This window comes from Micromonospora sp. R77 (assembly GCF_022747945.1).
GTDB lineage: Bacteria > Actinomycetota > Actinomycetes > Mycobacteriales > Micromonosporaceae > Micromonospora.
Map to the genome: position 1 here is coordinate 3,233,297 of NZ_JALDST010000001.1, position 24,396 is coordinate 3,257,692.

23 protein-coding genes and 1 pseudogene are annotated in these 24,396 nt (G+C 73.1%); 10 read left to right on the forward strand and 14 right to left on the reverse strand.

Going from position 1 to position 24,396, the window contains the following annotated elements:
* Positions 1-24: 24 nt before the first annotated feature.
* Both MRQ36_RS15115 and rfaE2 read right to left on the reverse strand, forming a co-directional pair.
* Positions 25-903, reverse strand: coding sequence for a glycosyltransferase family 2 protein (locus MRQ36_RS15115; protein ID WP_242796149.1), 879 nt, complete (start codon positions 901-903; stop codon positions 25-27).
* Positions 900-2,779, reverse strand: a pseudogene (gene rfaE2, locus MRQ36_RS15120) (D-glycero-beta-D-manno-heptose 1-phosphate adenylyltransferase). The gene MRQ36_RS15115 and the pseudogene rfaE2 overlap by 4 nt, the downstream one beginning before the upstream one ends.
* A gap of 136 nt (positions 2,780-2,915) precedes the next feature.
* On the opposite strand from rfaE2, the gene MRQ36_RS15125 reads away from it, so the two are divergent.
* Entirely contained in the window at positions 2,916-3,473 is a 558-nt protein-coding gene (locus tag MRQ36_RS15125; protein ID WP_242796150.1) for a type 1 glutamine amidotransferase domain-containing protein, read from the forward strand.
* A 44-nt stretch (positions 3,474-3,517) separates the two neighbouring features.
* Here MRQ36_RS15125 and MRQ36_RS15130 read toward each other — a convergent pair whose 3' ends face one another.
* Genes MRQ36_RS15130 through MRQ36_RS15140 form a run of 3 tightly spaced genes read right to left on the reverse strand, consistent with a single transcriptional unit; the run spans position 3,518 to position 5,852 of the window.
* Positions 3,518-4,354, reverse strand: a complete 837-nt coding sequence (locus MRQ36_RS15130) for a glycosyltransferase family 2 protein (RefSeq protein WP_242796151.1) — start codon at positions 4,352-4,354, stop codon at positions 3,518-3,520.
* On the reverse strand, positions 4,351-5,163 hold the full coding sequence (locus tag MRQ36_RS15135; RefSeq protein WP_242796153.1) for a sugar phosphate isomerase/epimerase: 813 nt from the start codon (positions 5,161-5,163) through the stop codon (positions 4,351-4,353). Before MRQ36_RS15135 ends, MRQ36_RS15130 begins: the two co-directional genes overlap by 4 nt.
* On the reverse strand, positions 5,160-5,852 hold the full coding sequence (locus MRQ36_RS15140; RefSeq protein WP_242796155.1) for a hypothetical protein: 693 nt from the start codon (positions 5,850-5,852) through the stop codon (positions 5,160-5,162). Before MRQ36_RS15140 ends, MRQ36_RS15135 begins: the two co-directional genes overlap by 4 nt.
* 131 nt (positions 5,853-5,983) lie before the next feature.
* Between MRQ36_RS15140 and MRQ36_RS15145 the strand changes: the two genes are divergently transcribed.
* The 4 genes from MRQ36_RS15145 (at position 5,984) to MRQ36_RS15160 (ending at position 11,483) form a co-directional block, all read left to right on the forward strand.
* Positions 5,984-7,111 (forward strand): FAD-dependent oxidoreductase, encoded by a 1,128-nt coding sequence (locus MRQ36_RS15145; RefSeq protein ID WP_242796157.1) that lies wholly within the window; start codon positions 5,984-5,986, stop codon positions 7,109-7,111.
* Positions 7,108-8,130 (forward strand): glycosyltransferase, encoded by a 1,023-nt coding sequence (locus MRQ36_RS15150; RefSeq protein ID WP_242796159.1) that lies wholly within the window; start codon positions 7,108-7,110, stop codon positions 8,128-8,130. Before MRQ36_RS15145 ends, MRQ36_RS15150 begins: the two co-directional genes overlap by 4 nt.
* The gene (locus tag MRQ36_RS15155) at positions 8,127-9,743 is read left to right on the forward strand and encodes a hypothetical protein (RefSeq protein ID WP_242796160.1); all 1,617 of its coding nucleotides are present in this window, start codon (positions 8,127-8,129) and stop codon (positions 9,741-9,743) included. The genes MRQ36_RS15150 and MRQ36_RS15155 overlap by 4 nt, the downstream gene beginning before the upstream one ends.
* 63 nt (positions 9,744-9,806) lie before the next feature.
* On the forward strand, positions 9,807-11,483 hold the full coding sequence (locus tag MRQ36_RS15160; RefSeq protein ID WP_242796161.1) for an MDR family MFS transporter: 1,677 nt from the start codon (positions 9,807-9,809) through the stop codon (positions 11,481-11,483).
* A gap of 126 nt (positions 11,484-11,609) precedes the next feature.
* Here MRQ36_RS15160 and MRQ36_RS15165 read toward each other — a convergent pair whose 3' ends face one another.
* Entirely contained in the window at positions 11,610-12,101 is a 492-nt protein-coding gene (locus MRQ36_RS15165; protein WP_242796162.1) for an NUDIX domain-containing protein, read from the reverse strand.
* A gap of 99 nt (positions 12,102-12,200) precedes the next feature.
* Here MRQ36_RS15165 and MRQ36_RS15170 point away from each other — a divergent pair, with 99 nt between their 5' ends.
* Complete coding sequence (locus MRQ36_RS15170; protein WP_242801129.1) at positions 12,201-13,835, forward strand: fatty acid--CoA ligase; 1,635 nt, start codon at positions 12,201-12,203, stop codon at positions 13,833-13,835.
* A gap of 180 nt (positions 13,836-14,015) precedes the next feature.
* On the opposite strand, the gene MRQ36_RS15175 is transcribed toward MRQ36_RS15170, so the two are convergent.
* From MRQ36_RS15175 to MRQ36_RS15195, 5 genes are all read right to left on the reverse strand, one after another.
* Positions 14,016-15,032 (reverse strand): NADPH:quinone reductase, encoded by a 1,017-nt coding sequence (locus tag MRQ36_RS15175; protein ID WP_242796163.1) that lies wholly within the window; start codon positions 15,030-15,032, stop codon positions 14,016-14,018.
* A 326-nt stretch (positions 15,033-15,358) separates the two neighbouring features.
* A complete protein-coding gene (locus tag MRQ36_RS15180) occupies positions 15,359-16,108 on the reverse strand; it encodes a MerR family transcriptional regulator (RefSeq protein ID WP_242796164.1) in 750 nt (249 codons plus the stop codon).
* 70 nt (positions 16,109-16,178) lie between these two features.
* Positions 16,179-16,838 carry an HAD family phosphatase gene (locus MRQ36_RS15185; RefSeq protein WP_242796165.1) on the reverse strand — a complete coding sequence of 220 codons (660 nt, stop codon included), beginning with the start codon at positions 16,836-16,838 and terminating at the stop codon, positions 16,179-16,181.
* Positions 16,839-16,864: 26 nt separating this feature from the next.
* Positions 16,865-17,722 carry a hypothetical protein gene (locus tag MRQ36_RS15190; protein WP_242801131.1) on the reverse strand — a complete coding sequence of 286 codons (858 nt, stop codon included), beginning with the start codon at positions 17,720-17,722 and terminating at the stop codon, positions 16,865-16,867.
* A 123-nt stretch (positions 17,723-17,845) separates the two neighbouring features.
* A complete protein-coding gene (locus tag MRQ36_RS15195) occupies positions 17,846-18,517 on the reverse strand; it encodes an FKBP-type peptidyl-prolyl cis-trans isomerase (RefSeq protein ID WP_242796167.1) in 672 nt (223 codons plus the stop codon).
* A gap of 152 nt (positions 18,518-18,669) precedes the next feature.
* Here MRQ36_RS15195 and MRQ36_RS15200 point away from each other — a divergent pair, with 152 nt between their 5' ends.
* Positions 18,670-19,062, forward strand: coding sequence for a PPOX class F420-dependent oxidoreductase (locus tag MRQ36_RS15200; protein ID WP_242796168.1), 393 nt, complete (start codon positions 18,670-18,672; stop codon positions 19,060-19,062).
* A 47-nt stretch (positions 19,063-19,109) separates the two neighbouring features.
* Here MRQ36_RS15200 and MRQ36_RS33925 read toward each other — a convergent pair whose 3' ends face one another.
* Together MRQ36_RS33925 and MRQ36_RS15210 are read right to left on the reverse strand one after the other, a co-directional pair.
* On the reverse strand, positions 19,110-19,685 hold the full coding sequence (locus MRQ36_RS33925) for a PASTA domain-containing protein (protein ID WP_242796169.1): 576 nt from the start codon (positions 19,683-19,685) through the stop codon (positions 19,110-19,112).
* Between the two features lie 109 nt (positions 19,686-19,794).
* The gene (locus MRQ36_RS15210) at positions 19,795-20,817 is read right to left on the reverse strand and encodes a Ku protein (protein WP_242796170.1); all 1,023 of its coding nucleotides are present in this window, start codon (positions 20,815-20,817) and stop codon (positions 19,795-19,797) included.
* A gap of 86 nt (positions 20,818-20,903) precedes the next feature.
* Here MRQ36_RS15210 and ligD (MRQ36_RS15215) point away from each other — a divergent pair, with 86 nt between their 5' ends.
* Genes ligD (MRQ36_RS15215) through MRQ36_RS15225 form a run of 3 tightly spaced genes read left to right on the forward strand, consistent with a single transcriptional unit; the run spans position 20,904 to position 23,555 of the window.
* Positions 20,904-21,842 (forward strand): non-homologous end-joining DNA ligase, encoded by a 939-nt coding sequence (gene ligD / locus MRQ36_RS15215; protein ID WP_242801133.1) that lies wholly within the window; start codon positions 20,904-20,906, stop codon positions 21,840-21,842.
* Positions 21,832-22,746: a non-homologous end-joining DNA ligase gene (gene ligD / locus MRQ36_RS15220; protein ID WP_242796171.1), complete on the forward strand. Its 915-nt coding sequence runs from the start codon at positions 21,832-21,834 to the stop codon at positions 22,744-22,746. The genes ligD (MRQ36_RS15215) and ligD (MRQ36_RS15220) overlap by 11 nt, the downstream gene beginning before the upstream one ends.
* 56 nt (positions 22,747-22,802) lie before the next feature.
* Positions 22,803-23,555 carry a TIGR03089 family protein gene (locus MRQ36_RS15225; RefSeq protein WP_242796172.1) on the forward strand — a complete coding sequence of 251 codons (753 nt, stop codon included), beginning with the start codon at positions 22,803-22,805 and terminating at the stop codon, positions 23,553-23,555.
* Here the strand turns inward: MRQ36_RS15225 and MRQ36_RS15230 are convergent.
* Complete coding sequence (locus MRQ36_RS15230) at positions 23,552-24,340, reverse strand: helix-turn-helix domain-containing protein (RefSeq protein ID WP_242796173.1); 789 nt, start codon at positions 24,338-24,340, stop codon at positions 23,552-23,554. The two genes, MRQ36_RS15225 and MRQ36_RS15230, sit on opposite strands and share 4 nt — an antisense overlap.
* Positions 24,341-24,396: the final 56 nt, after the last annotated feature.

Consider the following 24,396-nt stretch of genomic DNA (forward strand, 5'->3'; position numbering starts at 1 on the left):
CACCGCCGCCGGTCGGCCGAGGGCTCAGGCGGGCTGCGGGGTGTCCGAGTCGGTGAGCACCACCTCCCACGCCTCCACGTCCCGCTCGGTGACGGTGGTCGGCGACTCCAGGTGGTAGGCGCCGCTGGGCAGCACCCCCGCGCCGCCGTGCCGGGCCAGCACCGCCAGCTGGGCGGCCACGTCCTCGCCCTGGTGCTGCTCCGGCACCCGCCGCCAGAACTCGAAGCCGCCGGCGTCGACCAGCTTGGCCCGGTCGTAGAGCACGCACCCGCCGATCCAGGAGATCTTGTACGCCCGCCACGCGCCCGCCGGCAGGCGCAGCTTCTGCGTCACGTGCAGCAGGTTCGCCGCCGGATGGATCCGCGCCCGGTCCCAGGCCGGGGTGCCGGGGCGGACCCGCTCGGGGGTGGGCGGGCCGTCCCACTCCTCGTAGTGGCGGTGCGTCTCGGGTCGCACGTCGTCGGCGTACGACAGGCCGTGCACGGCGTTGCCGACGAACCCGCAGCCCAGCTCCCGGATCGCGGTGACCAGCCGACCGACCGCCCCCGGCTCCAGCCAGACGTCGTCGTCGAGGCAGAGGACGTACCGGGCGACGGAGTTGTCCAGCAGGAACGCGCGGTGCTCGGCCAGCCCGCGCCGGGGCAGCCGCCGGGTCAGCAGCACCGGGTGGCCCCGGTGGCGCAGCGCCCGGACCATGGTGGCCGCCGCCGGGTGCGCGTACGCGGGCCCGCCGTCGGACTGGTCGCTCACCACCACCCCGAAGTCGGGTACGTCCTCCTGGGCGGCCAGCCCGGCGAGGGTGACCGCCAGCTCGGCGGGACGGTTGCGGGTGGGGATCAGCACGTCGAGTTGCCGGTGCCGGCGGAACTGCTCCGGCGTGCCCGGGTCCAGCGGTCGGTTCACGCCGGCCCACCCGGTACGCCGTCGGTGACCGACCGGTCGGTGACGGCCCGACCGGCGGCTTCGTGCCGGACGGCCGGACCGGCGACGGGATGCGCCCGGATCCGGTCGATGATCGCCGAGGTGGAGCGGTCCGGCACGTACCCGAGGGTGCGGACCTGCCCACCGAGCCGGCGGACCAGCGGCGCCTCGGGGACCATCTCCGGCGGGTAGTCGCCGCCCTTGACGTAGACGTCCGGCTGGACCGCCTCGATCAGGTGGGCCGGGGAGTCCTCCTCGAAGACCACCACGTGGTCCACGCAGGCCAGCGCCGCGAGCAGCGTGGTGCGGTCCTCCACCGGGTTCACCGGCCGGTCCGGCCCCTTCAGCCGGCGGACGCTGTCGTCGGAGTTGACCGCCACGATCAGCAGGTCGCCGAGGGCGCGGGCCTGGGTGAGATAGCGGACGTGCCCCGGGTGCAGCACGTCGAAGCAGCCGTTGGTGAAGACCACCGAGCGCCCGGACCGGCGGTGGTCGGCGACGACGGCGGTCAGTTCGGCCGCATCCACCACGGTCGGGTGCCCGGCGTCGTCCGGTCCGCTGCCGAGCGCGGCGAGCAGGTCCTCCCGGCGGCACACGCAGGTGCCGGTGTCGGAGACCGTGATGGTCGCGGCGAGCTGGGCGAGCTGCGCGGCGGTCGGCAGCGTCGCCGAGGCGGCCAGGGCCAGCGTCATCGCCGCCAGGTAGGCGTCCCCGGCGCCGACCGCGTGGCTGGCCGGGACCGGGGTGCTGTGGCTGCGCCGCGGTTCGCCGTCGACGCCGCCGACCACCGCGCCCTCGGTGTCCAGGGTCACCGCCACCACGTCGGCGCCGGTGTGCGCGCGCAGCTCCGCCAGGCGCGACTCGGCCAGCACCGCCCGGTCCACGCCCTCGCCGGCCGCCGCGTTCACCGTCACACCGGTGCCGGTCACGCTGAGCCCGTCGCCGGTCAACGCGACCCGTTCCTCCGCGGGGGTCGGCTCGCCGGTCGGCCCGGCGGGCACGGCCGCCCCGCCGCCGACCGGTGCGCCGGACCTCGGATGAGGGCTGCCGGCCCCGCCCGGGGCCGCGCCGACCACCAGCTCCGAGGGCCCTCGGCCGGGTCGGCCGGGTGGTCGAGGTGCAGGCCGGAGGTGCCGGTGGCGGTGGTCCGGCCGGCCACGTTGAAGCCGGCCGCCGCGCGGGCCAGCAGCCGGGTGGCCTCGGCGAAGCTCGGGGTGACCACGGTCGGGGCGAGTCCCCGCCAGTCCGCGAGGTCGTGCGCGTCGAGCGCGACGGTGGCGTAGCGGTCCCGGTTGGCGACCAGCCAGGCGCGCACCGCCGAGGGCAGCGCGCCGAGCCCGTAGTCGCAGACCACCAGCGTCAGTGGCGCGCCCCCGGCGGCGGCGGAGAGTTCCTCGGTGGCGCAGTGCAGCGCGGTGAGCAGCCGGGCCACGGCGTCGTCGTCGAGCGTCTCCTCCGGGTCGCCGGAGTCCTCGCGCAGCAGGATCTGGTTGCCGGCGAGCATCCGTCGTTTCACCGGGGTGGGACGACCCTCGCGACTGACCGTCCGGTCCCAGACGCCCGCGCGGTCCAGGCAGTCGTGCAGTTCGTCCCCGGCCACGTCGGCGCCGACCGGGGCGACCAGGACCGCCCGGCCGCCGAGGGCGGAGATGTTGACGGCGGTGTTCGCCGCACCGCCGGCCGCGGAGATCCGCCGGCGCAGGGTGAGGACGGGCGCGGGTGCCTCCCGGCAGAGCCGCTCGGACTCGGCGAACCGCCACTCGTCCAGCATGGCGTCGCCGACGACCAGCACGGGACGCCCGAGCCAGCTCTCCACGACGGTGGCGAGCCGGCGTTCTTCCGCTGCTGCTCCTGCCATGCCCTTCGGGGTCCCCCGGGCCCGGCCGAACAAACCTGACGCCCGGCGGGTGGACCACGAACGGCCAGGTCGGGGATGGCGTTTCGGGCATCCCGGCGCGGGAAGGGACTTCAGGTACCCCGAGAGGAGAACCGACATGGCAGCGAACCTGCAGGGCAAGCGGATCGCGTTCCTGGCCGCCGACGGCGTCGAGGAGGTCGAGTACGTCCAGCCGCGCGAGGCGGTCGAGAAGGCCGGCGCGCGGGTCGAGCTGGTCTCGCTCGAGTCCGGCTCGATCCAGTCCTTCAACCATCTCGACCACGGCAAGACGTACGACGTGGACGTGACCGCCGCCGAGGCGGACGCCGGCGCGTACGACGCGCTGGTGCTGCCCGGCGGGGTGGCGAACCCGGACTTCCTGCGGTCGGACCCGGAGGCGGTCCGGTTCGTGAAGTCGTTCTTCGACGCCGGCAAGCCGGTCGGCGTGATCTGCCACGGCCCGTGGACGTTGATCGAGGCGGACGTGGTGCGGGGCCGCCGGATGACCTCCTGGCCGAGCCTGCGCACCGACCTGACCAACGCCGGCGCGAACTGGGTCGACGAGCAGGTCGTCACGGACAACGGACTGGTCAGCAGCCGCAAGCCGGACGACCTGCCGGCCTTCTGCGCGAAGATCGTCGAGGAGTTCGCGGAGGGGCCGCACGCCGTACGGTGATCATGAGTGGGCGGCGACGGCCCGGTACGCGTCGCCGCCACACCTCATGCCCGGCGGCCCGTCCGGGTCGGCCGGGGGATCCGGGGCGGGTTGTACCGGCCGGTCGCGGCGCGGACGGCGATGGTCAACAGGTCGACGTGCCCGGAGAAATTATTGATCTTGGTGGGGATCTCGCCCGGCGGATAGGCCCGGGTCACCGGCACCTCGCAGACCCGCAGACCCAGCCGGGCCGCCCGCACCGGCAGGTAGGCCAGCAGCTCGTACGAGTCGAAGACGTCCCGGAACGCGGCCACCCGGGGATCGGTCAGCAGTCGCGCCGAGTGACCGCGGAACCCGTTGGTGGTGTCCGTGTACCAGGTCCGCGCGCCGGCCGAGAGGACGGGCGCGTGCACCAGACGGATGCCGAGGTAACGGGCCCGTGGGGTGTTCACCGCCCGCCCCTGGCGCACGAACCGGGAACCCTGCACGAAGTCGTACCCGTCGTCCAGCCGGGCGGCGAAGCGGGCGATCGCCTCGACCCCGTCCTTGCCGTTGCCGTCCACCGTGATCACGCCCCGGTAGCCGTCGTTCAGCGCGGCGGCGAAGGCCGTCCGTAGCTGCGCGCCGAGCCGCCCGGCACCGGTCTTCACCAGCACGGACCGCACGCCGTGCGCGGCCAGGAAGTCCGCGTCGAGGGAGCCGTCCGTGCTGCCCCCGTCGGCGATCAGCACGTCCAGGCCGTGCCCGGTGGCGTGCATCCGGCGCACCTGGGCGCGGATCCGGTCACCCTCGTTGATCACCGGGACCACCACCGCGTAGCGGCTGCGCCGGGGGGCGAAGTCCCGTCGCTCGTACGACGGGACCTGCCAGGCCGGAGCGGTCGTCAGCCGGGCCGCCGTCATGGCCGGCCACCGCAGAGGCTCACCGCGTACCGGGCGGCCCGCTCCACGGACACCACGCGTTCGTCCGTCGACGGGCGCATCTCCACGCTGACGTGCCCCGGGTAGTCCGCCGCCCGCAGCGCGGCGACGAAGTCGGCGTGCCGTGGATCGGGATCGCCGACCGGCCCGAGATCCGGTTCGCTCAGGTGCGCATGCCGCAGCAGCGGGGCAAACTCGCGCACGCACGCCGCCGCGTCGTCACCGGCCAGGGCCATGCAGGCCGTGTCCAGGTGCAGCCGCAGGCCCGGCGAGCCGACCGCGCGTACGAGGGCCGCCGCCTCCGCCGCCGTGGTGAGGTGGTCGGCGCCGTACGCCGGAGGGTTCGCCTCCAGGCAGAGGCACGCCCCCGCCCCGGCGGCCCGCTCCGCCAGCCGGCCGAAGACGTCGACCGCGATCCGGTCGGCGACCTCGACCGGCAGGTCGTGCCGCTGCCGGTTGCGGGGGCTGCCGAAGACCAGCGCGGTGGCGCCGAGTTCGGCGCACACCTCGACGACCCGACCCAGGTACGCGACGAACTCGTCCCGCCCCGGACCGAACAGGGTGAGATCCGGCCGGCCGAAGAGCAGCGACTGGGCGGCGACCACCGGGAGCCCGGCTGCCGCCCACCACCGGCCGTACGCGCGGGCCTGTGCCGGCGTCACGGTGGTCAGGTCGGGCCAGACCTTGGTGGGCGCCACCTCGACCCCCGCGACGCCGGCCCGGCGCAGCACGTCCGCGACCTTCTCGTCGTCGGTGGGCTCCCAGGCGATGTTGCTGACCGCCACCCTCATGCCGGCACCTGCTCCCCGACGAACGCGCGCAGCCCGGCGAGCACCTCGTCGCGGCTGCTCACGTACGGCCGGGCGCTGCCGAACAGGTCGCCGTGCCGGGTGTGCATGTCGTACTCGACCCGGGGCACGGTCTCGCAGGTCAGCGTGCGCCCGAACACCTCCTGCGCCACGGTCTGCGCGGCGGTGGGCTCGGTGGCCAGGTTGAGCACGGACAGCCCGGCCGCGACGGCCAGGTCGATGTCGGCGGTCAACCGCAGCAGGTCGTAGAACTGGAAGACCGAGTCGCGGTGGCAGTACTCCTCGGTCCGCCCGGTCATCAGGTCGTGGACGAGGTTCTTGCGCAGACCCGGCCCGTGGAGCGACGGCAGCCGGACCACCAGGCAGCGGGAATAGTGCCGCTGGACGAACTGCTCCAGCCGGGCCCGGTTGCGCCCGTACGCCTGCGGGTGGCCCGCCGGGTCGACCGGTGTCTCCTCGTCCACCCCGAGCGGCTCGGGATAGACGTCGACGGTGGAGATGAGCACCGCCTCGTCGGCCGTGGTCGTCCGCAGGTGGTCGATCAGCGTGTCGATGGCCGCGGCGTCGGCGTCCGGCTCCGCGTTCGCCCGCCACTTCAGCCCGGGCGCGCCGCTGATGACGAGCCGGGTGAACCGCCGCCCGTCGATCGTGTCCACCGTGGCGCTGTTCACCTGCATGTCGTAACGGCGTTGCAGTGCGAGATTTCCTCCGACAAAACCCGTATGGCCGATCAAACCACTGAGCATTATTCACCTCGGCTGAAATCAATATGTGGTGTCAGGGAAAATGCTAGCGTCCGGCCGTGACCAGGGGACGGTTTTCCATCGACAGTGTCGTTTTCGGAGCCGGGGTATTCGGCCTGTGGGCGGCGCTTCGACAACTCGCCCGGGGCCGCTCCGTCGCGGTGGTCGACCTGGACCGGCGCCCCCTGGTGCGGGCCAGCCTGATCAACCAGGCCCGCGGCCACAACGGCTACCACTACCCGCGCAGCGTCTACACGGCCGTGCACTCGGCCGGCTACTACGACCGTTTCCTCCGGGACTTCCCGACGGCGGTCAACCGGCGCTTCCGGGCCGTGTACGCGGTCGCGGCGGAGGGCTCCTTCGTGGACGCCGCCCACTTCGAGAAGTTCTGTGCCACCGTCGGGGTGCCGGCCCGCCGGATCGACCCGGCGGAGTTCTTCCACCACGGCAGCGTCGAGGCGGCGTACGAGACCGACGAGTTCAGCTTCGACGCGCCGGAGCTGCGGGAGGCGCTGCTGGCCCGGCTGGCCGCGTTCCCCGACCGGCTGCGCTGGTTCCTCAACGACACCGTGGCCGAGGCGGGGCGGGACGGTGACGCGTGGCGGATGACGCTGCGGTCCGGGGCGCAACTGGAGTGCGCCGCCGTCGTCAACGCGACGTACGCGGGCACCAACACCCTGCTCGCCGCGTTCGGCCTGGCCCCGGTGCCGCTGAAGTACGAGTTGTGCGAGGTGGCGCTGGTCGACGCCCCGGCCCACCGGGACGTGGCACTGACCGTGATGGACGGGCCGTTCTTCTCGCTCATGCCGTTCGGGCACAGCCCGTGGCACAGCCTCTCCGCCGTGCCCTACACACCCCATCTGACCAGCGCCGACGTCCTGCCTTCCTTCCCCTGTCAGCGGCACGTCGAGGACTGCCGGCCGAGCCTGCTGGCCAACTGCGGACCGTGTCCGGCCCGCCCGGTGAGCAGTTACCCGTACATGCACGCCCTGACCCGTCGCTTCCTGCCCGACGCGGACCGGATCAGGCAGCGGGAGAGCCTCTTCGCGGTCAAGGCCGTACTGCGTACGGCGGAGGTCGACGACTCCCGCCCGACGCTGATCCGGGTGGAATGCGAAAGGCCGTCGTTCGTCACATTGTTCGGGGGCAAGGTGAATACGATCTTCGACCTCGATGAGGTGCTATGAAATACAAGACCTTCGTGAGTGTCGTGCTCTACTGCCGCAACGAGGAGACGGCGCTGGAGGGGTTCCTGGATTCGGTGGGACCGTGGCTCGCCGAGCATGTCGAACTGCATGAACTGGTAGTGGTCGACGACAATTCGGCGAACGACCCGACCCCCCTCGTGCGCGCCTGCGCCGCCCGGCACCGGCTCAACGCGGTGGTGATCCGACTGGCCCGCCGGCACGGCGTGGAGGCCGGCATCAAGGCCGGGCTGGACCGGGCGATGGGCGACTGGGTCTTCGAACTGGAGAGCCCGGCCGTGGACTTCCCGTTGGACACCCTCGGGCTGATGTACGAACTCGGCACGACCGGCGGCTGCGACATCGTCACCGCCAGCGGGGACGACGGGCCGCTGCGCAGCCGGATCTTCTACCGCCTGGTCAACCGGTACAGCGACCTGGACGCCCCGCTGCGTACCGAACGCCTGCGGCTGACCTCGCGGCGCACGCTGGCCGCGATGCTCGTGATGCGGGAGAAGGTGCGGTACCGCAAGGCCCTGTACGCCGTCCTCGGCCACCGACACGAGCACCTGCGGTACGACCGGATCACCGTGGACACCACCGCGCAGCGGCGGCGGCTGGACCGGGAGACGTCCAGCCTCGCCTTCGACATCCTGCTGTCGTTCTCCGGCTTCGGGCTGCGGGTGGCGCACCGGTTGTCCCTGGCGTTCGGCGTGCTCTCCCTTGCCGGCATCTGCTACGCGGTGGTGGTCTACCTGGTGAAGTCCAACCTCATCCAGGGCTGGACCACGCTGGCGATCCTGGTCTCCGGCGGCTTCACCGGTCTCTTCCTCATCCTCGGGGTGCTCGGCGAGTACCTGGCCCGGATCCTGGTCGAGGTGCGGGCCCGGCCCATGTACTCGGTGCGGGACACGGTGGTGTGCCAGGCGGCCGAGGTGCCGGGGCAGACCGCCGGGCCGCCGGGGCCGTTCCTGCGCGGGCAGGTGGCCGGTGACCCGACGACGATCGGGCTGGCGCAGTGAGCGCCCCCACGCGGGTGGAGAGCCACCCGGACGCCGGCCGGGTGGACGACCGGAGCGGACCGGTCGGGCCCGGCTGGCTGGTGGCCGCCGGGTGGGTGACGCTGGTCGTGGTGCTCGCCGCGCTGCTGGTCCGGTACTGGAACGGTCCGCCGTACAGCCCGGACTCGTGGGGCTACTACGAGCTGTCCCGGCACCTGGGCGCCGACTTCTTCCACATCGACGGCTGGCGCAGCTACCAGTCGACCGCCCCGTACGGGATGTCGTTCGGGCCGCTGTGGCCCGTGCTGATCGGCCTCACCGCGGCGGTTACCCGGACCGGTCCGCACGCCGCCCTGGTGGCGGCCACGGGCTGCGTACTGGCCACCGCCGGGGTGCTTTCGGTGCTCGGCCGCCGGTTCGGCGTGCGGGCCCTCGGGCCGGTCGTCGCGGTGGGCCTGCTCGGCTTCCCGCCGTACGTCGACGAGGTCCTGTCGGGTCGGACCTTCCCGCTGGCCGGGCTCCTGCTCAGCCTGTTGCTCCTCGCCCTGGTCACGGCGGCCCGGCGTCCCGGGTGGGCCGGGCCGGCGGCGGGTGCCGCCGCGGCCGGAATCGTGCTCACCCGGCCGGACACGCTCCTCGCGGTCGCCCTGCTGGCGGTGCTGGTGATCGTGGCGCGCCGCCGGCACTGGCGCGGCCTGCTGGCGGCCGGCCTGGTCTTCGCGGTCCTGATGGTGCCCTGGGCGATCTACGGGCTGGCCCACTTCGGCACACCCTTCGTCGCGGACAACCGCCTCGTCGCGTCGGCCGTCCCGCCGCTTCACATCCTGGACTTCTTCCCCGACGTGAGCCAGGTACCGACGGTCGCCGACGACCCGGTGGGCTGGCTGGCCCGGGTCGGTCGCAACCTCCCCCCGGTGGCCACGCAGGCGGTGCTCGCCGGGTTGGACGCGCCGACCGTGGTGGCGACCGCGCTGGCCGGGCTGCTGCTCCTGCGCCGCGGACTGGCGCTGCGGGGTGAGCGGCGGTGGCTGCTGCCGGGCCTGGGCACGCTGGCCGCCTTCACCGTGCAGGTGCTCTCCGCCGAGCTGACCACGGGCTACCCGTACCCGCGCTATCTCTCCCTGGTCGTGCTGATCGTGCTGGTGATGGCCATCGGGCTGATCAGTCGGGCACCCGCACCGGCCCGGCTGGCCGGGCGGCGGACCGGGACCGCCGTCGCCGTCGCCCTGCTGGCACTGCCGGCCGGCTGGGCGCTCGGCCACCAGTTCAGCACCGTGCCGCCCCGACCGGACTACCTGACCGGCGGCGCGGTCGAGCAGGAACTGCGCCGCTGTCACGCCGACACCACGCTGACCATGTCCGACGGCCGCCTCGCCGGGCTGCACGCCGCGCTGACCGGCCGGCGGACCGCCGTGTTCCCGAGGAACTTCGCCGACCTCCCGGTGGCGGCGCGGCGCGAATGGCTGGTCCGCTACGGCGTCGGCCAGCTCTATGTGCCGCCGCTGCCGCCGGACACCGACCCGCTCGTCGTGAAGATGACCACCGACGCGCTGCCGTTGATCGCCGGCGCGGCCCGGGTGACGCCGGATCCGTGCGCCACGCTCGGCCGGTCGTACCGGGTGTCGGTCGACTAGCCGGACGGTCGGGTTTCGCCCCGTCGGGAGCATGTTTCGCTTCCGGCGGGGAAGCACGGCGGGATGACCAGCCACGCTGAGCCCCGTGCCGTGCTGCACGGGCGGCAGATCCGCCTGTTGATGTTCGGCCTGATGACCGGGATGCTGCTGGCCGCACTGGACCAGACCATCGTCGGTACGGCACTGCCCACCATCGTCGGCGAGCTGGGCGGGATCAACCACTACTCGTGGGTGGTGACCGCCTACCTGCTCGCCTCCACCGCGTCCACCCCGCTGTACGGCAAGATGGCCGACCTGTACGGGCGCCGGCCGGTCTTCCTCTTCTCGATCGGCACGTTCCTGCTGGGCTCGCTGCTGGCCGGCCTGTCGCAGAACATGACCCAGCTGATCCTCACCCGGGGGGTGCAGGGCCTCGGCGCGGGTGGCCTGATGACGCTGGCGTTCACCATCATCTCGGACGTCGTCTCACCCCGGGAGCGCGGTCGCTACCAGGGGCTCTTCGGCGCGGTCTTCGGGCTGTCGTCGGTGGCCGGGCCGCTGGTCGGTGGCTACTTCGCGGAGACCAACTGGCGGTGGATCTTCTATATCAACGTGCCGCTGGCGATCCTGGCGATCGTGGTCTGCTATCACGTCATGCGGCTGATCCCGTTCCAGCGGCGGGAGCACGCCATCGACTGGCTCGGCGCGGGTCTGCTGGTCGCCGGGGTGAGCTGCCTGCTGCTGGCGCTGAGCTGGGGCGGTAACGAGTACGCCTGGGGCTCCGGGGTGATCATCGGGCTCTTCGTGGCCGGCGCGGTGCTGGCCGTGCTCTTCGTGCTCCAGGAGGCCCGGGTCGCCGAGCCGATCCTGCCGCTGCGGCTGTTCCGCAGCGCCACCTTCGCGCTGGCGAACTCGGCGGGTTTCGTGCTCGGTCTGGTGATGTTCGGGTCGATCATCTTCATCCCGCTCTATCTCCAGATCGTCAAGGGCGCCTCGCCGACCCGCAGCGGTCTGCTGATGCTGCCGATGATGGCCGGCATCATCGTCACCTCGGTGCTGACCGGTCGGGCGATGAGCCGGATCGGCCGCTACAAGTGGTTCCCGGTGGCCGGCGCTTCCGTGCTGGTGGTCGGCATGCTGCTGTTCCGGCAGCTCCAGGTCGACACCTCGCTCTGGCTGGCCTTCGGCTACATGGTGGTGATCGGCGTCGGCCTGGGCCTGTGCATGCAGTCGCTGATCCTCGGCGTGCAGAACGCGGTGGACCCGCGCGACCTGGGCGCGGGCACCTCCGCGGCGACGTTCTTCCGGTCGCTGGGCGGCTCGTTCGGGGTGGCGATCCTCGGCGCGGTGCTGTCGTCGCAGCTCACCGCGCAGCTGGCCGACCGGCTGCCGGGCGCCATCGCGCAGCTCCCGCCGGACCAGCGGGCCGCCGTGGCCGCCCGTGGCGGGGCCAACATCTCGATCAACGATCCGGCGACCATCCTCGCCCTGCCCGGGCCGGTCCGCGCCGCCATCCAGGCCGCGTTCGTCGAGTCGCTGCACCTGGTCTTTCTGACCACCGGGCTGATCGCCATCGTGGCCGTGCTGGTGACCCTGGCCATGCCGAACCGGGAGCTGCGCGGGGCCGGCCCGCAGGGTGCCACCGGCGGCGCCGACCCGCTCGGCGGGAAGGCCGCCGCCCCGGGCGGCAAGCCGTTGTCGAAGGAGTCGAAGTCCGAGGCCGCCGCCGAGATGGAGGCGAAGTCCCAGACGATGCTCTGACGGATCGATGCCTGTGGTGTAACGCAATCACGCGGCTCGACGTCTGTTGAACAGGAGCCGATGCTTCCCGGCCGGCGCCACGGGGGCGCCGGCCGGGCTGTGCCCGGCCGGCTCGGTCGGCGGTGGCTACTTGAGGATCAGCCGGTTGGTCTGCTCGAAGACGTCCAGGTCGGCGAGGGTCTCCGGGACGCTCGCGGAGAGCGGGGCGGGGAACTCCACGGGGTGGAAGAAGCCGGCGTCGGTGGTCTCGTCGGTGACCCGGGCCAGCTCGCCGTCCCACTCGTCGATCCGGAACGCGGTGGTGAAGATCTGGTAGGTGTGGCCGTACATGTTGGTGTGGGTGCGGTCGGGGCCGGTGTAGAGGGCGAAGGCGCTGACCCGCAGGGCGCGCAGCCCGGTCTCCTCGTACACCTCGCGGACCGCGCAGTCGGCGATCGACTCGCCCAGCTCCATCGCGCCGGCCGGCAGGGCCCACTGGCCGTTGTCGGAGCGGCGGATCAGCAGCACCCGGGCGGCGTTGTCGCGGACCACGGCGCGGGCGCCCACGAACATCAGGGTGCGGTCACCGGCGAGGGCGCGCAGCTGCCCCACGTACGAATCTGCCCAGGAGATGCTCACCCGGGCCAATTTACGGCCGTTCGGCGAGGTGGACCGGGATTCCGCACTTCCCAACGTGTGACCGCCGACACTAGCTTGTTACCCATGCGTAGCACGATGATGGACGCCCCCCTGCAGATCTCCCGGATCCTCGAACACGGCGCCACCGTGCACGGCACGGCCGAGGTGGTGACCTGGACCGGCGCCGAACCGCGCCGGATGTCGTACGCCGAGGTGGGCCGGACGGCCGCCCGGCTGGCCCACGCGCTGCGGGCCGAGTGCGGGGTGACCGGCGACGAGCGGGTCGCCACCTTCATGTGGAACAACAACGAGCACCTGGTGGCCTACTTCGCGGTGCCGAGCATGGGCGCGGTGCTGCACACCCTCAACATCCGGCTCTTCCCGGACCAGGTCGCCTACATCGCGAACCACGCCGAGGACCGGGTGGTGCTGGTCGACTCGACGCTGATCCCGCTGCTGGCCCGGGTGCTCGGCGAGATGACCACGGTGCGGCACGTGGTGGTGGTCGGCGGCGGTGACCCGGCCCCGCTGGTGGCCGCGGCCGGCGACCGGATCGCCGTACACCACTGGGACGCCCTGCTGGCCGACCGGCCGGAGGTGTACGACTGGCCGGAGCTGGACGAGCGCGACGCCGCCGCGCTCTGCTACACCTCCGGGACCACCGGCCACCCCAAGGGGGTGGCCTACTCGCACCGCTCGATCTATCTGCACTCGTTGCAGGTCTGCATGCCGGAGGGGTTCGGTCTCGGTCCGACCGACCGCGAGCTGGCGATCGTGCCGATGTTCCACGCGATGTCCTGGGGGCTGCCCTACGCGGCGTTCCTCTCCGGCGCGTCGCTGATCATGCCGGACCGGTTCCTCCAGGCCGCGCCGATCGCCGAGATGATCGCCGCCGAGCGGCCGACCCTGGCCGGCGCGGTGCCGACCATCTGGAACGACCTGCTGGCCCACCTGGACAGCCACGACGTGGACACCTCCTCGCTGAAGGAGGTGATCGTCGGTGGCTCGGCCTGCCCGCCGGCGCTGATGCACGCGTTCCACGACCGGCACGGCATCGACGTGATCCATGCCTGGGGGATGACCGAGATGTCGCCGCTCGGCTCGGTCTCCCGGCCGCCGGCCGGCGCCACCGGCGACGACGCCTGGCGCTACCGCTACACCCAGGGCCGGGTGCCGGCCGGGGTGGCTGCCCGCATCGTGGGACCGCTCGGCGAGCCGCTGCCCGCCGACGGGACGGCCGTGGGCGAGCTGGAGGTCCGTGGGCCGTGGGTGACCGCCACGTACGTCGGTGACGACACCCCGGACGAGGAGAAGTTCCGCGACGGCTGGCTGCGTACGGGGGACGTCGGCACGCTCTCGCCGGACGGTTACCTGACCCTCACCGACCGCGCCAAGGACGTGATCAAGTCGGGCGGGGAGTGGATCTCCTCGGTCGAGCTGGAGAACGCCCTGATGGCGCACCCGGTGGTGCTGGAGGCCTGCGTGGTGGGCGTGCCGGACGAGCGGTGGGACGAGCGCCCGCTGGCGACCGTGGTGGTCCGCGAGGGCGCCGCGGTGACCGCCGAGGAGCTGCGCGACTTCCTGGCGAAGTCGGTGGCGCGCTGGCAGTTGCCGGAGCGGTGGGCGTTCATCGACGCGGTGCCGAAGACCAGCGTCGGCAAGTTCGACAAGAAGGTCGTCCGGTCGCAATACGCCGACGGCGGGCTCGTAGTGCGGGAACTGACCGCGCCGTAACGCTTTACGGCGTACCGTCGCCTAACGGGTAGGGACATGGCCTCACGGACATCCCTCCCCAGAGGGCGGCCCCGGCGTTCGCACCGCGCCGGGGCCGCCCGTCCATGCGGGTGGTCCCGCAACGTCATTCTCGCGAAACTTGTTCGCCTCTGTCCTGATGTCTGAGAAATCCGTTTCGCGTTATTCGGTGGCGCTGGTCGTGATGAGCACCTTGCCGACCACCGAGTTCTCCACCGCCTCGTGCGCCGCCTGCGCGGAGGCCAGCGAGTGGCGGTGCAGCGGCAGCCCGGCCTCCTCGCCGACGCGTACCGCCCCCTGCGCGACGGCCGCCGCCACGTCCGCCACCGCCTGCGCCTTCGCCGCCTTCGGCTCGGTGTAGATCAGCACGAACTGCCAGCGGGCGTTCAGCACCATCAGCGGCCGGAGCGGCAGGCTCACCTCGGTGCCGCCGTCGTCGGCGTACACACAGACCGCGCCGCCGGTCCGGAGCAGCTGCACGTCGGCCGCCGCGTTCCGCGCCGCCGACACCTCGACGATCGTGTGCACCCCGTCGGGGGCGATCTTGCGGACCTCCTCGACCACGTCCTGCTGCCGATAGTCGATGACGAAGGACGCGCCCGCCGCCGCCGCCAACTGCGCCTTCTCCGGGCTGCTGACCGTGGCGATCACGCAGGCGTCCGCCCAGCGGGCCAGCTGGATCGCCGCGTTCCCGACCGCGCCCGCGCCGCCCTGCACCAGCACCACGTGGTCGCTCAACGCCCCGGCGTGCAGCTTGTCCGGCATCAACTCGCCGGCCGTGAGGCAGCGGTGCGCGGTCAGGAACGGGATGCCGAGGCACGCGCCCAGCTCGAAGGAGGCGTCGCCCAGGCGGACCGCCTGCCGGACCGGGATCACCGTGTATTCCGCGGCGGTGCCCCAGGTGCGGTGCCAGGCGGCCTCCCAGAGCCACACCCGCTCGCCGATCCACTGCCGGTCGACGCCCTCGCCGACCGCCTCCACCACACCGGCGCCGTCCTGCCCCGGCGTCTGCCAGCCCGCCGGCAGCGGCCACTGCCGCCGCGCCTTCCAGTCGGTCGGGTTCACCCCGGAGACGGCCACCCGCACCAGCACCTCACCCGGCCCCGGCTCCGGCACCGGCCGGTCGACCAACTGGAGCACCGACGGGTCACCGGTCCGCTCGTACACGATCGCCTTCATCGCCGTCTCCTCACCGTCGCCACCGTGCGCTGCCCTACCCGGCCGGTTCCCGGTCATGCCGAACCGGACCGACCCGGAAACCGTACAACCGGGTAGTCGGCGGCAGGAGGCATGGCATGCGGGACGAACCGGAGGCGGACCCGGTCCCGGCGGCGGCGCGCGACGGCGCGGACGCCACCGGACCGGGCCAGTCCGCCGACGCCCACGCCGACGCCCACGCGGCGGCCCGACCGCCTGGCCCGGCGCCCGGCGTCACCTGCCGAGGTCCAGCCGGAGCCGGGCGATCTGAGCGCCGGCCGGGGTCCCGACCGGCCGGCGAGCGGCGGTCAGCCCGCCGCGACGGACCGCTTCACGTAGTCGATCAGCTCCGGCGACGGGCCGCCGTACTGCTGGCTGATCTGCTCGCTGTTCTCCGCCTGCATCCGGTAGAGCGAGTCCCGCAGCCCCGGGTCGCCGCCGTGGAACGCCTCCAGCAGCTCCATCCAGCGCCCGGCCAGCGCCCGCACCCGCGGTTCGGCCGGGTCGGTCCCCGCGTCCAGCTCCGCCTGCACCTGCGCGATCAGCGTCGGCCACTCGTCCTGGACACCCCGGACGGTCTCCTCACCGAGCCGCGCCCGACGCTCGTCGAGCGCCGCGAGCTGCTCCGGCGTGAAGTAGTTGCGGACCGTGTCGTCCACCCTGCTCACCTCCTCGATAACCGCGAGCAGGTCGACGGGCGTGGCGCTCCCGGCGGACCGGACCAGCGGCACCAGCGTGGCCAGCCGGTCCCGCAGGCCGCCCAGCGCGGCGAGCTGCCGCTCCACGTGCGCCAGATGGTCCCCGAGCAGCTCCGCCAGCTCCGGTCCGCCCGGCGTACGGTCGTCGAGCAGGCCGCCGATGGTCTCCAGCGGCAGGCCCAGCTCGCGCAGCGCGACGATCCGGTACAGCCGGTCCACGTCCCCCTCGGCATAGAGCCGGTGCCCCGCCGAGCTCCGCGCGGACGGCCGCAGCAACCCCACGTGGTCCCAGTGGTGCAGCGTGCGGACGGTCAGTCCGGTACGCCGGCACAGCTCGCCGATCCGCCAGGTGGACGCCACGTCCCACTCCCTCTCGCGTGGTCACCGCACCCTGCGACGACCGGAACCGACGCTAGGACCTGACGCCGCGTCAGGAGCAAGCCGCGCGTTCCACCACCTCGGGGGTGAGCGCGTCCACCGAGGTCAGCAGCACCGCCGCCAGTTCCTGCGCGTCCGGGTCCAGCGGGTAGGACCCGTGCGGGACGGCCACCACCGTCATGCCGGCCGCCGCCGCCGAGCGCACCCCGTTGGAGGAGTCCTCGATCGCCACGCAGCGGGTCGGGTCGACGCCGAGCCGGTCGGCCACCGCCAGCCACACGTCCGGGGCCGGCTTGCCGCGCGCGGTCTCCTCCGTCGACAGGGTCGCGGCGAACGCGTCGGCCAGGCCGGCGGCGGCCAGCGCCGCCGCGATCAGCCGGGTCGGCGACGAGCTGGCCAGCCCCAGCGGCCACCGTGCGGCCAGCCGCCGCACCACCGCGTCGGCGTCGTCGATCAGGGGTACGCGCTGCGCGTACCGCCGGGTCATCTCCGCCACCACCTCGGCGGCGACCTGCTCGGGGCCCCGGTCGACGCCCAGCTCACCACTGAGGTAGGCGGCCCACTCGCCGGTGCTCATGCCCATCAGCCGGCGCTGGGTGTCCGGCTGCCACGTGCCGCCGTGCGCGGCCACGTACGCCCGCCGGACCTCCTCCCAGACCGGCTCGGAGTCGACGAGCACGCCGTCCAGGTCGAAGATCACCGCGTCCACCACGCCCCCATCCTGCCGGACGGGACGGGTCACCGCGCGGGTGCCTCGGCGGCCGGCCGGCCCATCGGGCTCTGCTTCGGGATGATCGAGCCGCAGCGGCGGGCGATCGGCTCCAGCAACTCTCGCAGCCGCTCCGTACGCTCCGCACCCAGCGCCCGCCACGGCCCGGCGGCCGCCCGGTCGGTGGCCTCCTCGACGGCCCGGAAGGCGGCGGTGCCCTGCGCGGTCGGCGCGAGCCCGGCGGTCAGCCAGCCCTTCTCGACCAGCCGCTCGTCGGCGGCCGACCACTCCTCGTCGGTCCAGCCGCGGGCCATCCGGTGGAACTCGCGGGACTGGTCCACCCGGCACCGCCAGGCCAGCACCTCGATCGGGTCCAGTCCCGTCGACACCAGCGCGGCGACGTGCCCGTCACCCCGGTGCTCGCGCAGCGTGGTGGCGGCCTGCCAGAGCCGGGCCAGCGGGTATTCCCCGGCGGGCAGGGCGGCGTTGACCGCGCCGAGCAGCCGGCCGGCGGTCTCCACCCGGCCGGCGGCGGCCTCCAGCAGCTCGGCCGCCTCGACCAGGTGCGTCTCGGGCAGCTCGTAGGTGAACTCGGCGAGCGCCTGCACCGCGCCGGTGAGCCGGGCGCGCAGCGCCTCCGCCGGGGTGGCCAGCCGCCACACCGACGGCAACGCCCGCTCCACCATGCGCGGGGCGAAACTGAAGAAGGCGGCGATCACCGGTGGGGCCTCGGTGGCGCCGAGCGGTGCGGCCCGGCCGGCGAAGTAGCCCCGCCAGTAGCCGCGCAGCCCGACCGCCTCGTACGCGGCGCGGGCCCGCGGGTGGAAGTAGGTGACCGCGTGGACCGGCTCGAAGTGCGTCCACAGCACCCGGGCGAGCCCGCTCATGTCGTCCAGCGCCGCCACGTGCACCTCCGAGGTTCGGTGACAGGTCACCGTGGGCGCAGCGAGCCGCCCACGGTGACTGTGAACCTACTGCCGGTAGGTGACCGGACGGAAGACGGTTGTGACCTACTGGGCGGCGAGCACGTCCACCACGAAGCGCAGCGGGCCGGCCGGCGCGCCCTGCGGCGGGGTCTTGCCGTACGCCAGCTCGGCCGGGATGTCGAGCTGGACCCGGCTGCCCACCGGCACCCCGACCAGGCCCTTGTCCCAGCCCGGGATGACCTGGCCGACGCCGATCGGGAAGGTGGCCGGCTCGCCCCGGCTCCACGAGGAGTCGAACGGCTTCCCGTCCTTGTAGAGCACGCCCACGTAGTTGGTGGTGATCTGCTGGCCGGCCTTCACCGCCGCGCCCTTCCCCTTGATCAGGGTGGTCACCGTGAGCTTCGTCAGCTCACCCGTGCCCTTGCCGACCGTCGGCTCCTTGGCCAGCGCCGGGTCCGCACCCGGCGGCAGCTGCTGCGGGGCGGGGGCGGTGGGCTGCTGCTCCTGGGCCGGCGTGGCCGCCGCCGACGACGGGCTGCCGGCGGTCGGCTTCTTGTCGTCGTCGCCGCTGTTCATCCAGACCAGGCCGCCGACCAGCGCCACCACCGCGATGACACCGACGGCCGCACCCAGGATCGACTGCCGGCGGCGCTTCGCCTCGGCGGCCTTCTTCGCCGCCAGCTGGGCGGCCAGCCGCCGCTCCGCCTTGCTGCCCGGGCCCTGGCCCGCCGACCGGTTCTGCACGCGCTCGCTCACGTCGACTCCCTGCTGGGTGGTGGGTGCGACCCGGCGGCCGCCGCCGAGACCAGCGCACACGGTACCCGCCCCGACGCCCCGCGTGCTCCCACGGCCGGACCGGAACGGACATGCGGGCCGCCGGTGACACGTTCCGGTAGTAGTTTTCGACCATGGCGATCCTCACCGAAGAAGACCTGGCCCTGCTCGCCGAGCCGCAGCTCGCCCACGTGGCGACGATCGAGGCCGACGGCTCCCCGCACGTCACCCCGGTCTGGGTGGACACCGACGGCGAGCACATCGTGTTCAACACGGCCAAGGGCCGGCAGAAGTACGTCAACATCGCCCGCAACCCGATCGTCGCGGTGTCCGTCGTCGACAAGGCGAACGACTTCCGCACCCTCTGGGTGAAGGGCACCGCCGAGTTCGTCACCGAGGGCGCGGACGAGCACATCGACCGGATGGCGCAGAAGTACCTCGGCCAGGACACCTACCCGTTCCGGCAGCCCGGCGAGGAGCGCGTCATCGTCCGGATCACCCCGACGGAGAAGCTCGGCCGGGGCTGAGCCCGGTTCGTCACCCTGCCGGGCGGCCGACCCGGCAGGGTGACCGGTCACCGCTGCTTGGTGCAGGTCAGCACGACGACGTCGTCGAGTGCCACCCGGCTGCCCTTCTTGTGGGACTGCTTGGTCACCGTCCAGTTCGCCGCGAGGATCACGAAGGTGTCGTTCTCGTCCTGGCTGCCGAGCTGGACGTTGGTCAGGCCGAGTTTCTCCAGCTTGTCCTGCGCGACGGCGGCGTTCATCCCGACGAGGTTCGGCATGACGACGGTGGTGGGCGTCGGCGGGGCCGGCGGGGTGGTGGTCGGTGCCGCGGCCGTGGTCGGAGCCGCGGCCGTGGTCGGAGCCGCGGCCGTGGTCGGGACGAGCGACGGGACGGCCGGGACCGGCGTCGGGCTGGCCGAGATGGCGGCGGTGGACTTCGGATCATCGTCCGAGAACAGGGCACCCAGGCCGGCGAGACCGCAGCAGCCGACGAAGAGTGCGCCGATCACGATGCCGATGATCGCGCCGGTGCCGAGCTTGCGCCGGGGCGCGGCCGGTGCCGGAGCAGCGAACGTGGGCGGGAACGGGCCCACCGGCGGCTGGGATGGTGTCGACCAGGGCTGGGTGGGGGGATCGGTTGTCACTGAACAATCTTTGCCGCCTCAACCACTTAGCTGAACCGTCCGCTCGGTCATTCAAGATCAGCTTCCGGGGCGCATCGGCCGATCCGAACGGTCGCCGGCAAACGGCAGGTCAGGCGGTCTTGCGCGGGGCGGCCTTCTTCTCGGCGGCCTTCTTGGCGGGCGCCTTCTTCGCGGCGGTCTTCTTCGCCGGCTCCGCCTTCTTCGCGGCCGTCTTCTTCTCGGCGGTCTTCTTGGCGGGGGCCTTCTTCTCCGCCGCCTTCTTCGCGGGTGCCTTCTTGGCGGCAGCCGCCTGCTTGGCCGAGCGCGCGGCCGAGATCGGGGTCGGCTCGCCGGCCCCGCCCTCCGGCTGCTCGCCCCGGGCCGCCCGGGCCCGCTCCACCGACGCCTTCAACGCCGCCATCAGGTCCACCGCGGCGGCCGGCGCGGCCTCTTCCTCCTCCGGCTGGACCACCTCACGCCCCTCGACCTTCGCGTCGATGACCTCCTGCAACGCCGCCCGGTAGTCGTCGGTGAAGGCGTCCGGCTCGAACTCGCCGGCCATCGAGTCGATCAGCGAGCTGGCCATCGCCAGCTCCGGCGGCCGTACCTTCAGGTCCTCGTCCAGGAAACCGAAATCGGGGGTACGCACCTCGTCCGGCCAGAGCATCGTGTTGAGCAGCAGCACCCCCTCGCGGACGCGCAGAGTGGCGAGCTGTTCGCGCTGGCGCAGCGCCACCTTGACGATCGCCACCCGCTCCGAGTCGGCCAGCGCGTCCCGCAGCAGCACGTACGGCTTGGTGGCCGTGCCCTCCGGCTCCAGGAAGTACGCCTTGTTGTAGAGGATCGGGTCGACCTGCTCGGCCGGGACGAACTCCAGCACGTCGATCGCGTGCGAGGTGGTCAGCGGCAGGTCGGCGAAGTCCTCGTCGGTCAGGATCACCATCTCGCCGCCGCCGATGTCGTACCCCTTGGCGATGTCGTCGTAGGTGACCTCCTCGCCGCAGACCGAGCAGGTGCGCTTGTACCGGATGCGGCCGCCGTCGGAGCGGTGCACCTGATGGAACCGGATGTCCTTCTCCTCGGTGGCCGAATAGACCTTCACCCCGATCGACACCAGGCCGAAGGAGACCGCTCCCTTCCAGATCGCCCGCATACCGCCGCTCCTCTCCCCGGTTCTGCCCAGGATCGCAAATGATCGAAGGGGACGCACGCGCTTCCGTGCGCAACTACAGTCAGGAGGTGCCCGGCGCGCCGATGAAGCCGATGCTCGCGATGACCGGGCAGCTCCCGGCCGGTGCCGGCTGGGCGTACGAGTTCAAGTGGGACGGGGTCCGGGCGCTCGCCGACATCGTCGGTCACCGCCAGCGGTTGTACGCCCGTTCGGGCGTGGACATCACCGTCGCGTACCCGGAGTTGATCCCCCTCGCCGAGCAGGTCGACGACGCGCTGCTGGACGGCGAGGTGGTGCTCTTCACCGACGGCCAGCCCTCGTTCACGGCGCTCGCCGAGCGGATGCACGTCCGCAACGCGGCGAAGGCGGCCCGGCTGGCGGCGAGCGTGCCCGTCACGTACATGATCTTCGACCTGCTGCGGTTGCGCGGCCGGGACCTGACCGGGCGCCCCTACCGGGAGCGGCGGGCGGCCCTGGAGGCGCTCGGGTTGGGGGCCGCCCGGTGGGCGGTCCCGCCGCGCTTCGGCGACGGCCCGGCCACCTACCAGGCGGCCGGTGAACACGGCCTGGAAGGGGTGATGGCCAAGCGGGTCGACTCGGCCTACCGGCCCGGGGTGCGCTCGCCGGACTGGGTGAAGGTCAAGCTGGAGGTCACCGCCGACTTCGTGGTGGGCGGCTGGCGGCCCGGCGCGCGGAAGATCGGCGGCCTGCTGGTCGGGGTGCCCGGCCCGGACGGTCGGCTGGTCTACCGGGGGCGGGTCGGCGGCGGCATCGGCGCGGCCATCGAGCGGGAACTGCTGCGCGAGCTGGAACCGCTGCGTACCGGCGCGTCGCCGTTCGCCGGGGACGTGCCGCGCGAGGATGCCCGGGGGGCGATCTGGGTAACTCCGCAGGTGGTGGTGGAGGTGAAGTACGGCCAGCAGACCCCCGACGGCCGGCTGCGCTTCCCCCGGATCCTGCGGCTGCGTCCCGACAAGCCGCCCGAGGAGGTCGACGATGCCGGCTGACCGGTTCAAGGTGGACGTCGAGGGACGCTCCCTGGAGCTGTCCAACCTGGACAAGGTGCTCTATCCGGAGGCCGGGTTCACCAAGGGCGAGGTGATCGACTACTACACCCGGATCGCCCCGGTGCTGCTGCCGCACCTGACCGACCGGGCGGTCACCCGGATCCGCTTCCCCAACGGCGTCACCGGTGGCTCCTTCTTCGAGAAGAACGCCCCCGCCGCCACCCCCGCCTGGGTACGCACCGAGAACCTGCCCGCCCCCGGCTCCAGCAAGGGCCGGGAGACCATCGACTACGTGGTCGCCGACGACCTGCCCACCCTGGTCTGGCTGGCCAACCTCGCCGCCCTGGAACTGCACACCCCGCAGTGGAAGATCGGCGCGCACCCGGACCTGATGGTGGTCGACCTGGACCCGGGCGCGCCCGCCGCGCTGAAGCAGTGCTGCCAGGTGGCGCTGCTGATGCGCGACCGGCTCGCCCGTGACGGGGTCTCCGCCTACCCCAAGACGTCGGGGAAGAAGGGCATGCAGCTCTGCTGCCCGATCGCCGGCACGCAGGACGCCGACGACGTGTCCGCCTACGCCCGGCGCATCGCGCAGGAGTTGGAGCAGGCGCACCCGAAGCTGATCGTGTCGAAGATGGCGAAGAACCTGCGACCCGGGAAGGTCTTCATCGACTGGAGCCAGAACAACGCGGCGAAGACGACGGTGGCGCCGTACTCGCTGCGGGCCCAGTCGGTGCCGTCGGTGTCGACCCCGTTGACCTGGGACGAGGTGGAGGCGGGCGCGGCCGGGAAGCGGCCCTCGACGAAGCCGTACACGGCGACGGAGGTGCTGAAGCGGGTGGAGAAGTCCGGCGACCTGCTCGCCCCGCTGCTCGACGCCGGCCCGCAACTCCCGACGCGCTGACCCCGCCCGCAGGGTCGTGCTCGATAGGGTGGGCGGATCCCAGCGAGGAGGATCTGATGGCCGGGCAGTCCACCGCCGTCGCCGGTGTCGCGTCCACCGATCGTGAGCCGGCGCTGCTGACGTATCTCGACGGGGTCACCGGGGAGCGGACGGAGTTGGGCGCGGCCCAGCTCGGTGAGTGGGTGGCGCGGAGTGCGGGGCTGCTGCGGGACGGGTGCGGGCTCGGCCCGGGCAGCCGGGTCGCGGTGCTGCTGCCGCCGCACTGGCGTACCGCGGCGGTGCTGCTGGGGGCGTGGTCGGTCGGGCTGGCCGTGTCGTTCCGGCCCCGGGCGACCGCCGGCCTGCCGGTGCTCGAAGCGGGTGGTGACCGGCCGTACGACGCGGTCCTCGTGACGCCGGAACGGCTCGACGACTGGCTGGAGGACGTGCCCGAGGGGACCCACCGCTACCTGGTCGGCACCGGTGCCGGGCCGCTGACGGAGGTGCCGGTCGGCTGGCTGGACTGGTCGGCGGAGGTGCTGCGGCACCCGGCCACCACGCCGGCGTACACCGCGATCCACCCGGCGGATCCGGCCAGCCCGGACGGCACCAGCTACGGCGCATGGGGTCGGTTGGCGAAGGAGGTCGCCGGGCAGCTCGGGCTGAGGGCCGGGGACCGGCTGCTGGTCGACGCCGCCGAGCACGAGCAGCCGCTGAAGTGGCTGCTGGCGCCCCTGTCCGTCGGTGCCTCGGTGGTGCTCTGCGCCCACCTCGACCTGGCCACCCGCGACAGCCGGGTCGCCGCCGAGCGCGTCACCCACACCCTCTAGACCAGGGCGGCCAGCGCGGCGGCGGTCTGCCCGTCTGCGGGGAGGAACGCCTCCATCCGCAGCTCGGCCAGGGCGACGTCCACCGCCGTACCGAAATGGGTCAGGGTGGTCAGCAGCCGCAGCTCGCCGTCGCGGTGCCGCAACCGCAACGGTACGGCGAACCCGACGTAGTCCGGGCCCGGCTCCCGGGGCCGGTCCGGGGCGAGCGCGGCGAGTTCGGTGACCAGCGCGACCAGCCGGGGGTCCTGGTTGCGGACCGACTCGGCGCGCAACCGGTCGATCACGTGCCAGGCCCACTCGTCGAGGTTGACGATCAGCGGCGCGAGCCCGTCGGGGTGCAGCAGCACCCGGGGCACGCTCACCGGCGGCGCCAGCAGCTCCGGCGCGGCCGGTGCGGTCAGCGCGGTGAAGGCGGCGTTCGCCAGCAGCAGCGTGCCCGCGCGGTCGACCACCACCGCCGGGAAGGGCAGATGCCCGGCCAGCACCCGCTCCAGGGCCGTGCGGACGGCGGCGAGGCCCGGACCGTCGAACCGGTTCTCCGGGTACGCGGGCGCGTAACCGGCCGCCAGCAGCAACGCGTTGCGGTCCCGCAGCGGCACCTCCAACGACTCGGCCAGCCGGATCAGCATCGCCCGACCGGGGTGGGACCGCCCGCTCTCGATGAAGCTGACGTGCCGCTGGGTGGTGCCGGCGCGCAGCGCCAGTTCGAGCTGGCTCACCCGGCGGCGGGTCCGCCACCGGCGCAGCACCGTCGCGTAGTCGTCGGATCCGGACAGGACGGTCACCGGACCGTGTCTACTCCCACCGCTGCCCCGCCGCCATTCCCTGCGGGGAATTGTCC

Excerpts from the sequence above, each read along its gene's own strand:
- MRQ36_RS15125 (WP_242796150.1), top strand. The coding sequence starts at position 2,916 with ATGGCAGCGAACCTGCAGGGCAAGCGGATCGCGTTCCTGGCCGCCGAC.
- MRQ36_RS15130 (WP_242796151.1), bottom strand. The coding sequence starts at position 4,354 with ATGACGGCGGCCCGGCTGACGACCGCTCCGGCCTGGCAGGTCCCGTCG.
- MRQ36_RS15135 (WP_242796153.1), bottom strand. The coding sequence starts at position 5,163 with ATGAGGGTGGCGGTCAGCAACATCGCCTGGGAGCCCACCGACGACGAG.
- MRQ36_RS15150 (WP_242796159.1), top strand. The coding sequence starts at position 7,108 with ATGAAATACAAGACCTTCGTGAGTGTCGTGCTCTACTGCCGCAACGAG.
- MRQ36_RS15160 (WP_242796161.1), top strand. The coding sequence starts at position 9,807 with ATGACCAGCCACGCTGAGCCCCGTGCCGTGCTGCACGGGCGGCAGATC.
- MRQ36_RS15170 (WP_242801129.1), top strand. The coding sequence starts at position 12,201 with ATGGACGCCCCCCTGCAGATCTCCCGGATCCTCGAACACGGCGCCACC.
- MRQ36_RS15175 (WP_242796163.1), bottom strand. The coding sequence starts at position 15,032 with ATGAAGGCGATCGTGTACGAGCGGACCGGTGACCCGTCGGTGCTCCAG.
- MRQ36_RS15190 (WP_242801131.1), bottom strand. The coding sequence starts at position 17,722 with ATGAGCGGGCTCGCCCGGGTGCTGTGGACGCACTTCGAGCCGGTCCAC.
- MRQ36_RS15200 (WP_242796168.1), top strand. The coding sequence starts at position 18,670 with ATGGCGATCCTCACCGAAGAAGACCTGGCCCTGCTCGCCGAGCCGCAG.
- MRQ36_RS15210 (WP_242796170.1), bottom strand. The coding sequence starts at position 20,817 with ATGCGGGCGATCTGGAAGGGAGCGGTCTCCTTCGGCCTGGTGTCGATC.
- ligD (WP_242796171.1), top strand. The coding sequence starts at position 21,832 with ATGCCGGCTGACCGGTTCAAGGTGGACGTCGAGGGACGCTCCCTGGAG.
- MRQ36_RS15225 (WP_242796172.1), top strand. The coding sequence starts at position 22,803 with ATGGCCGGGCAGTCCACCGCCGTCGCCGGTGTCGCGTCCACCGATCGT.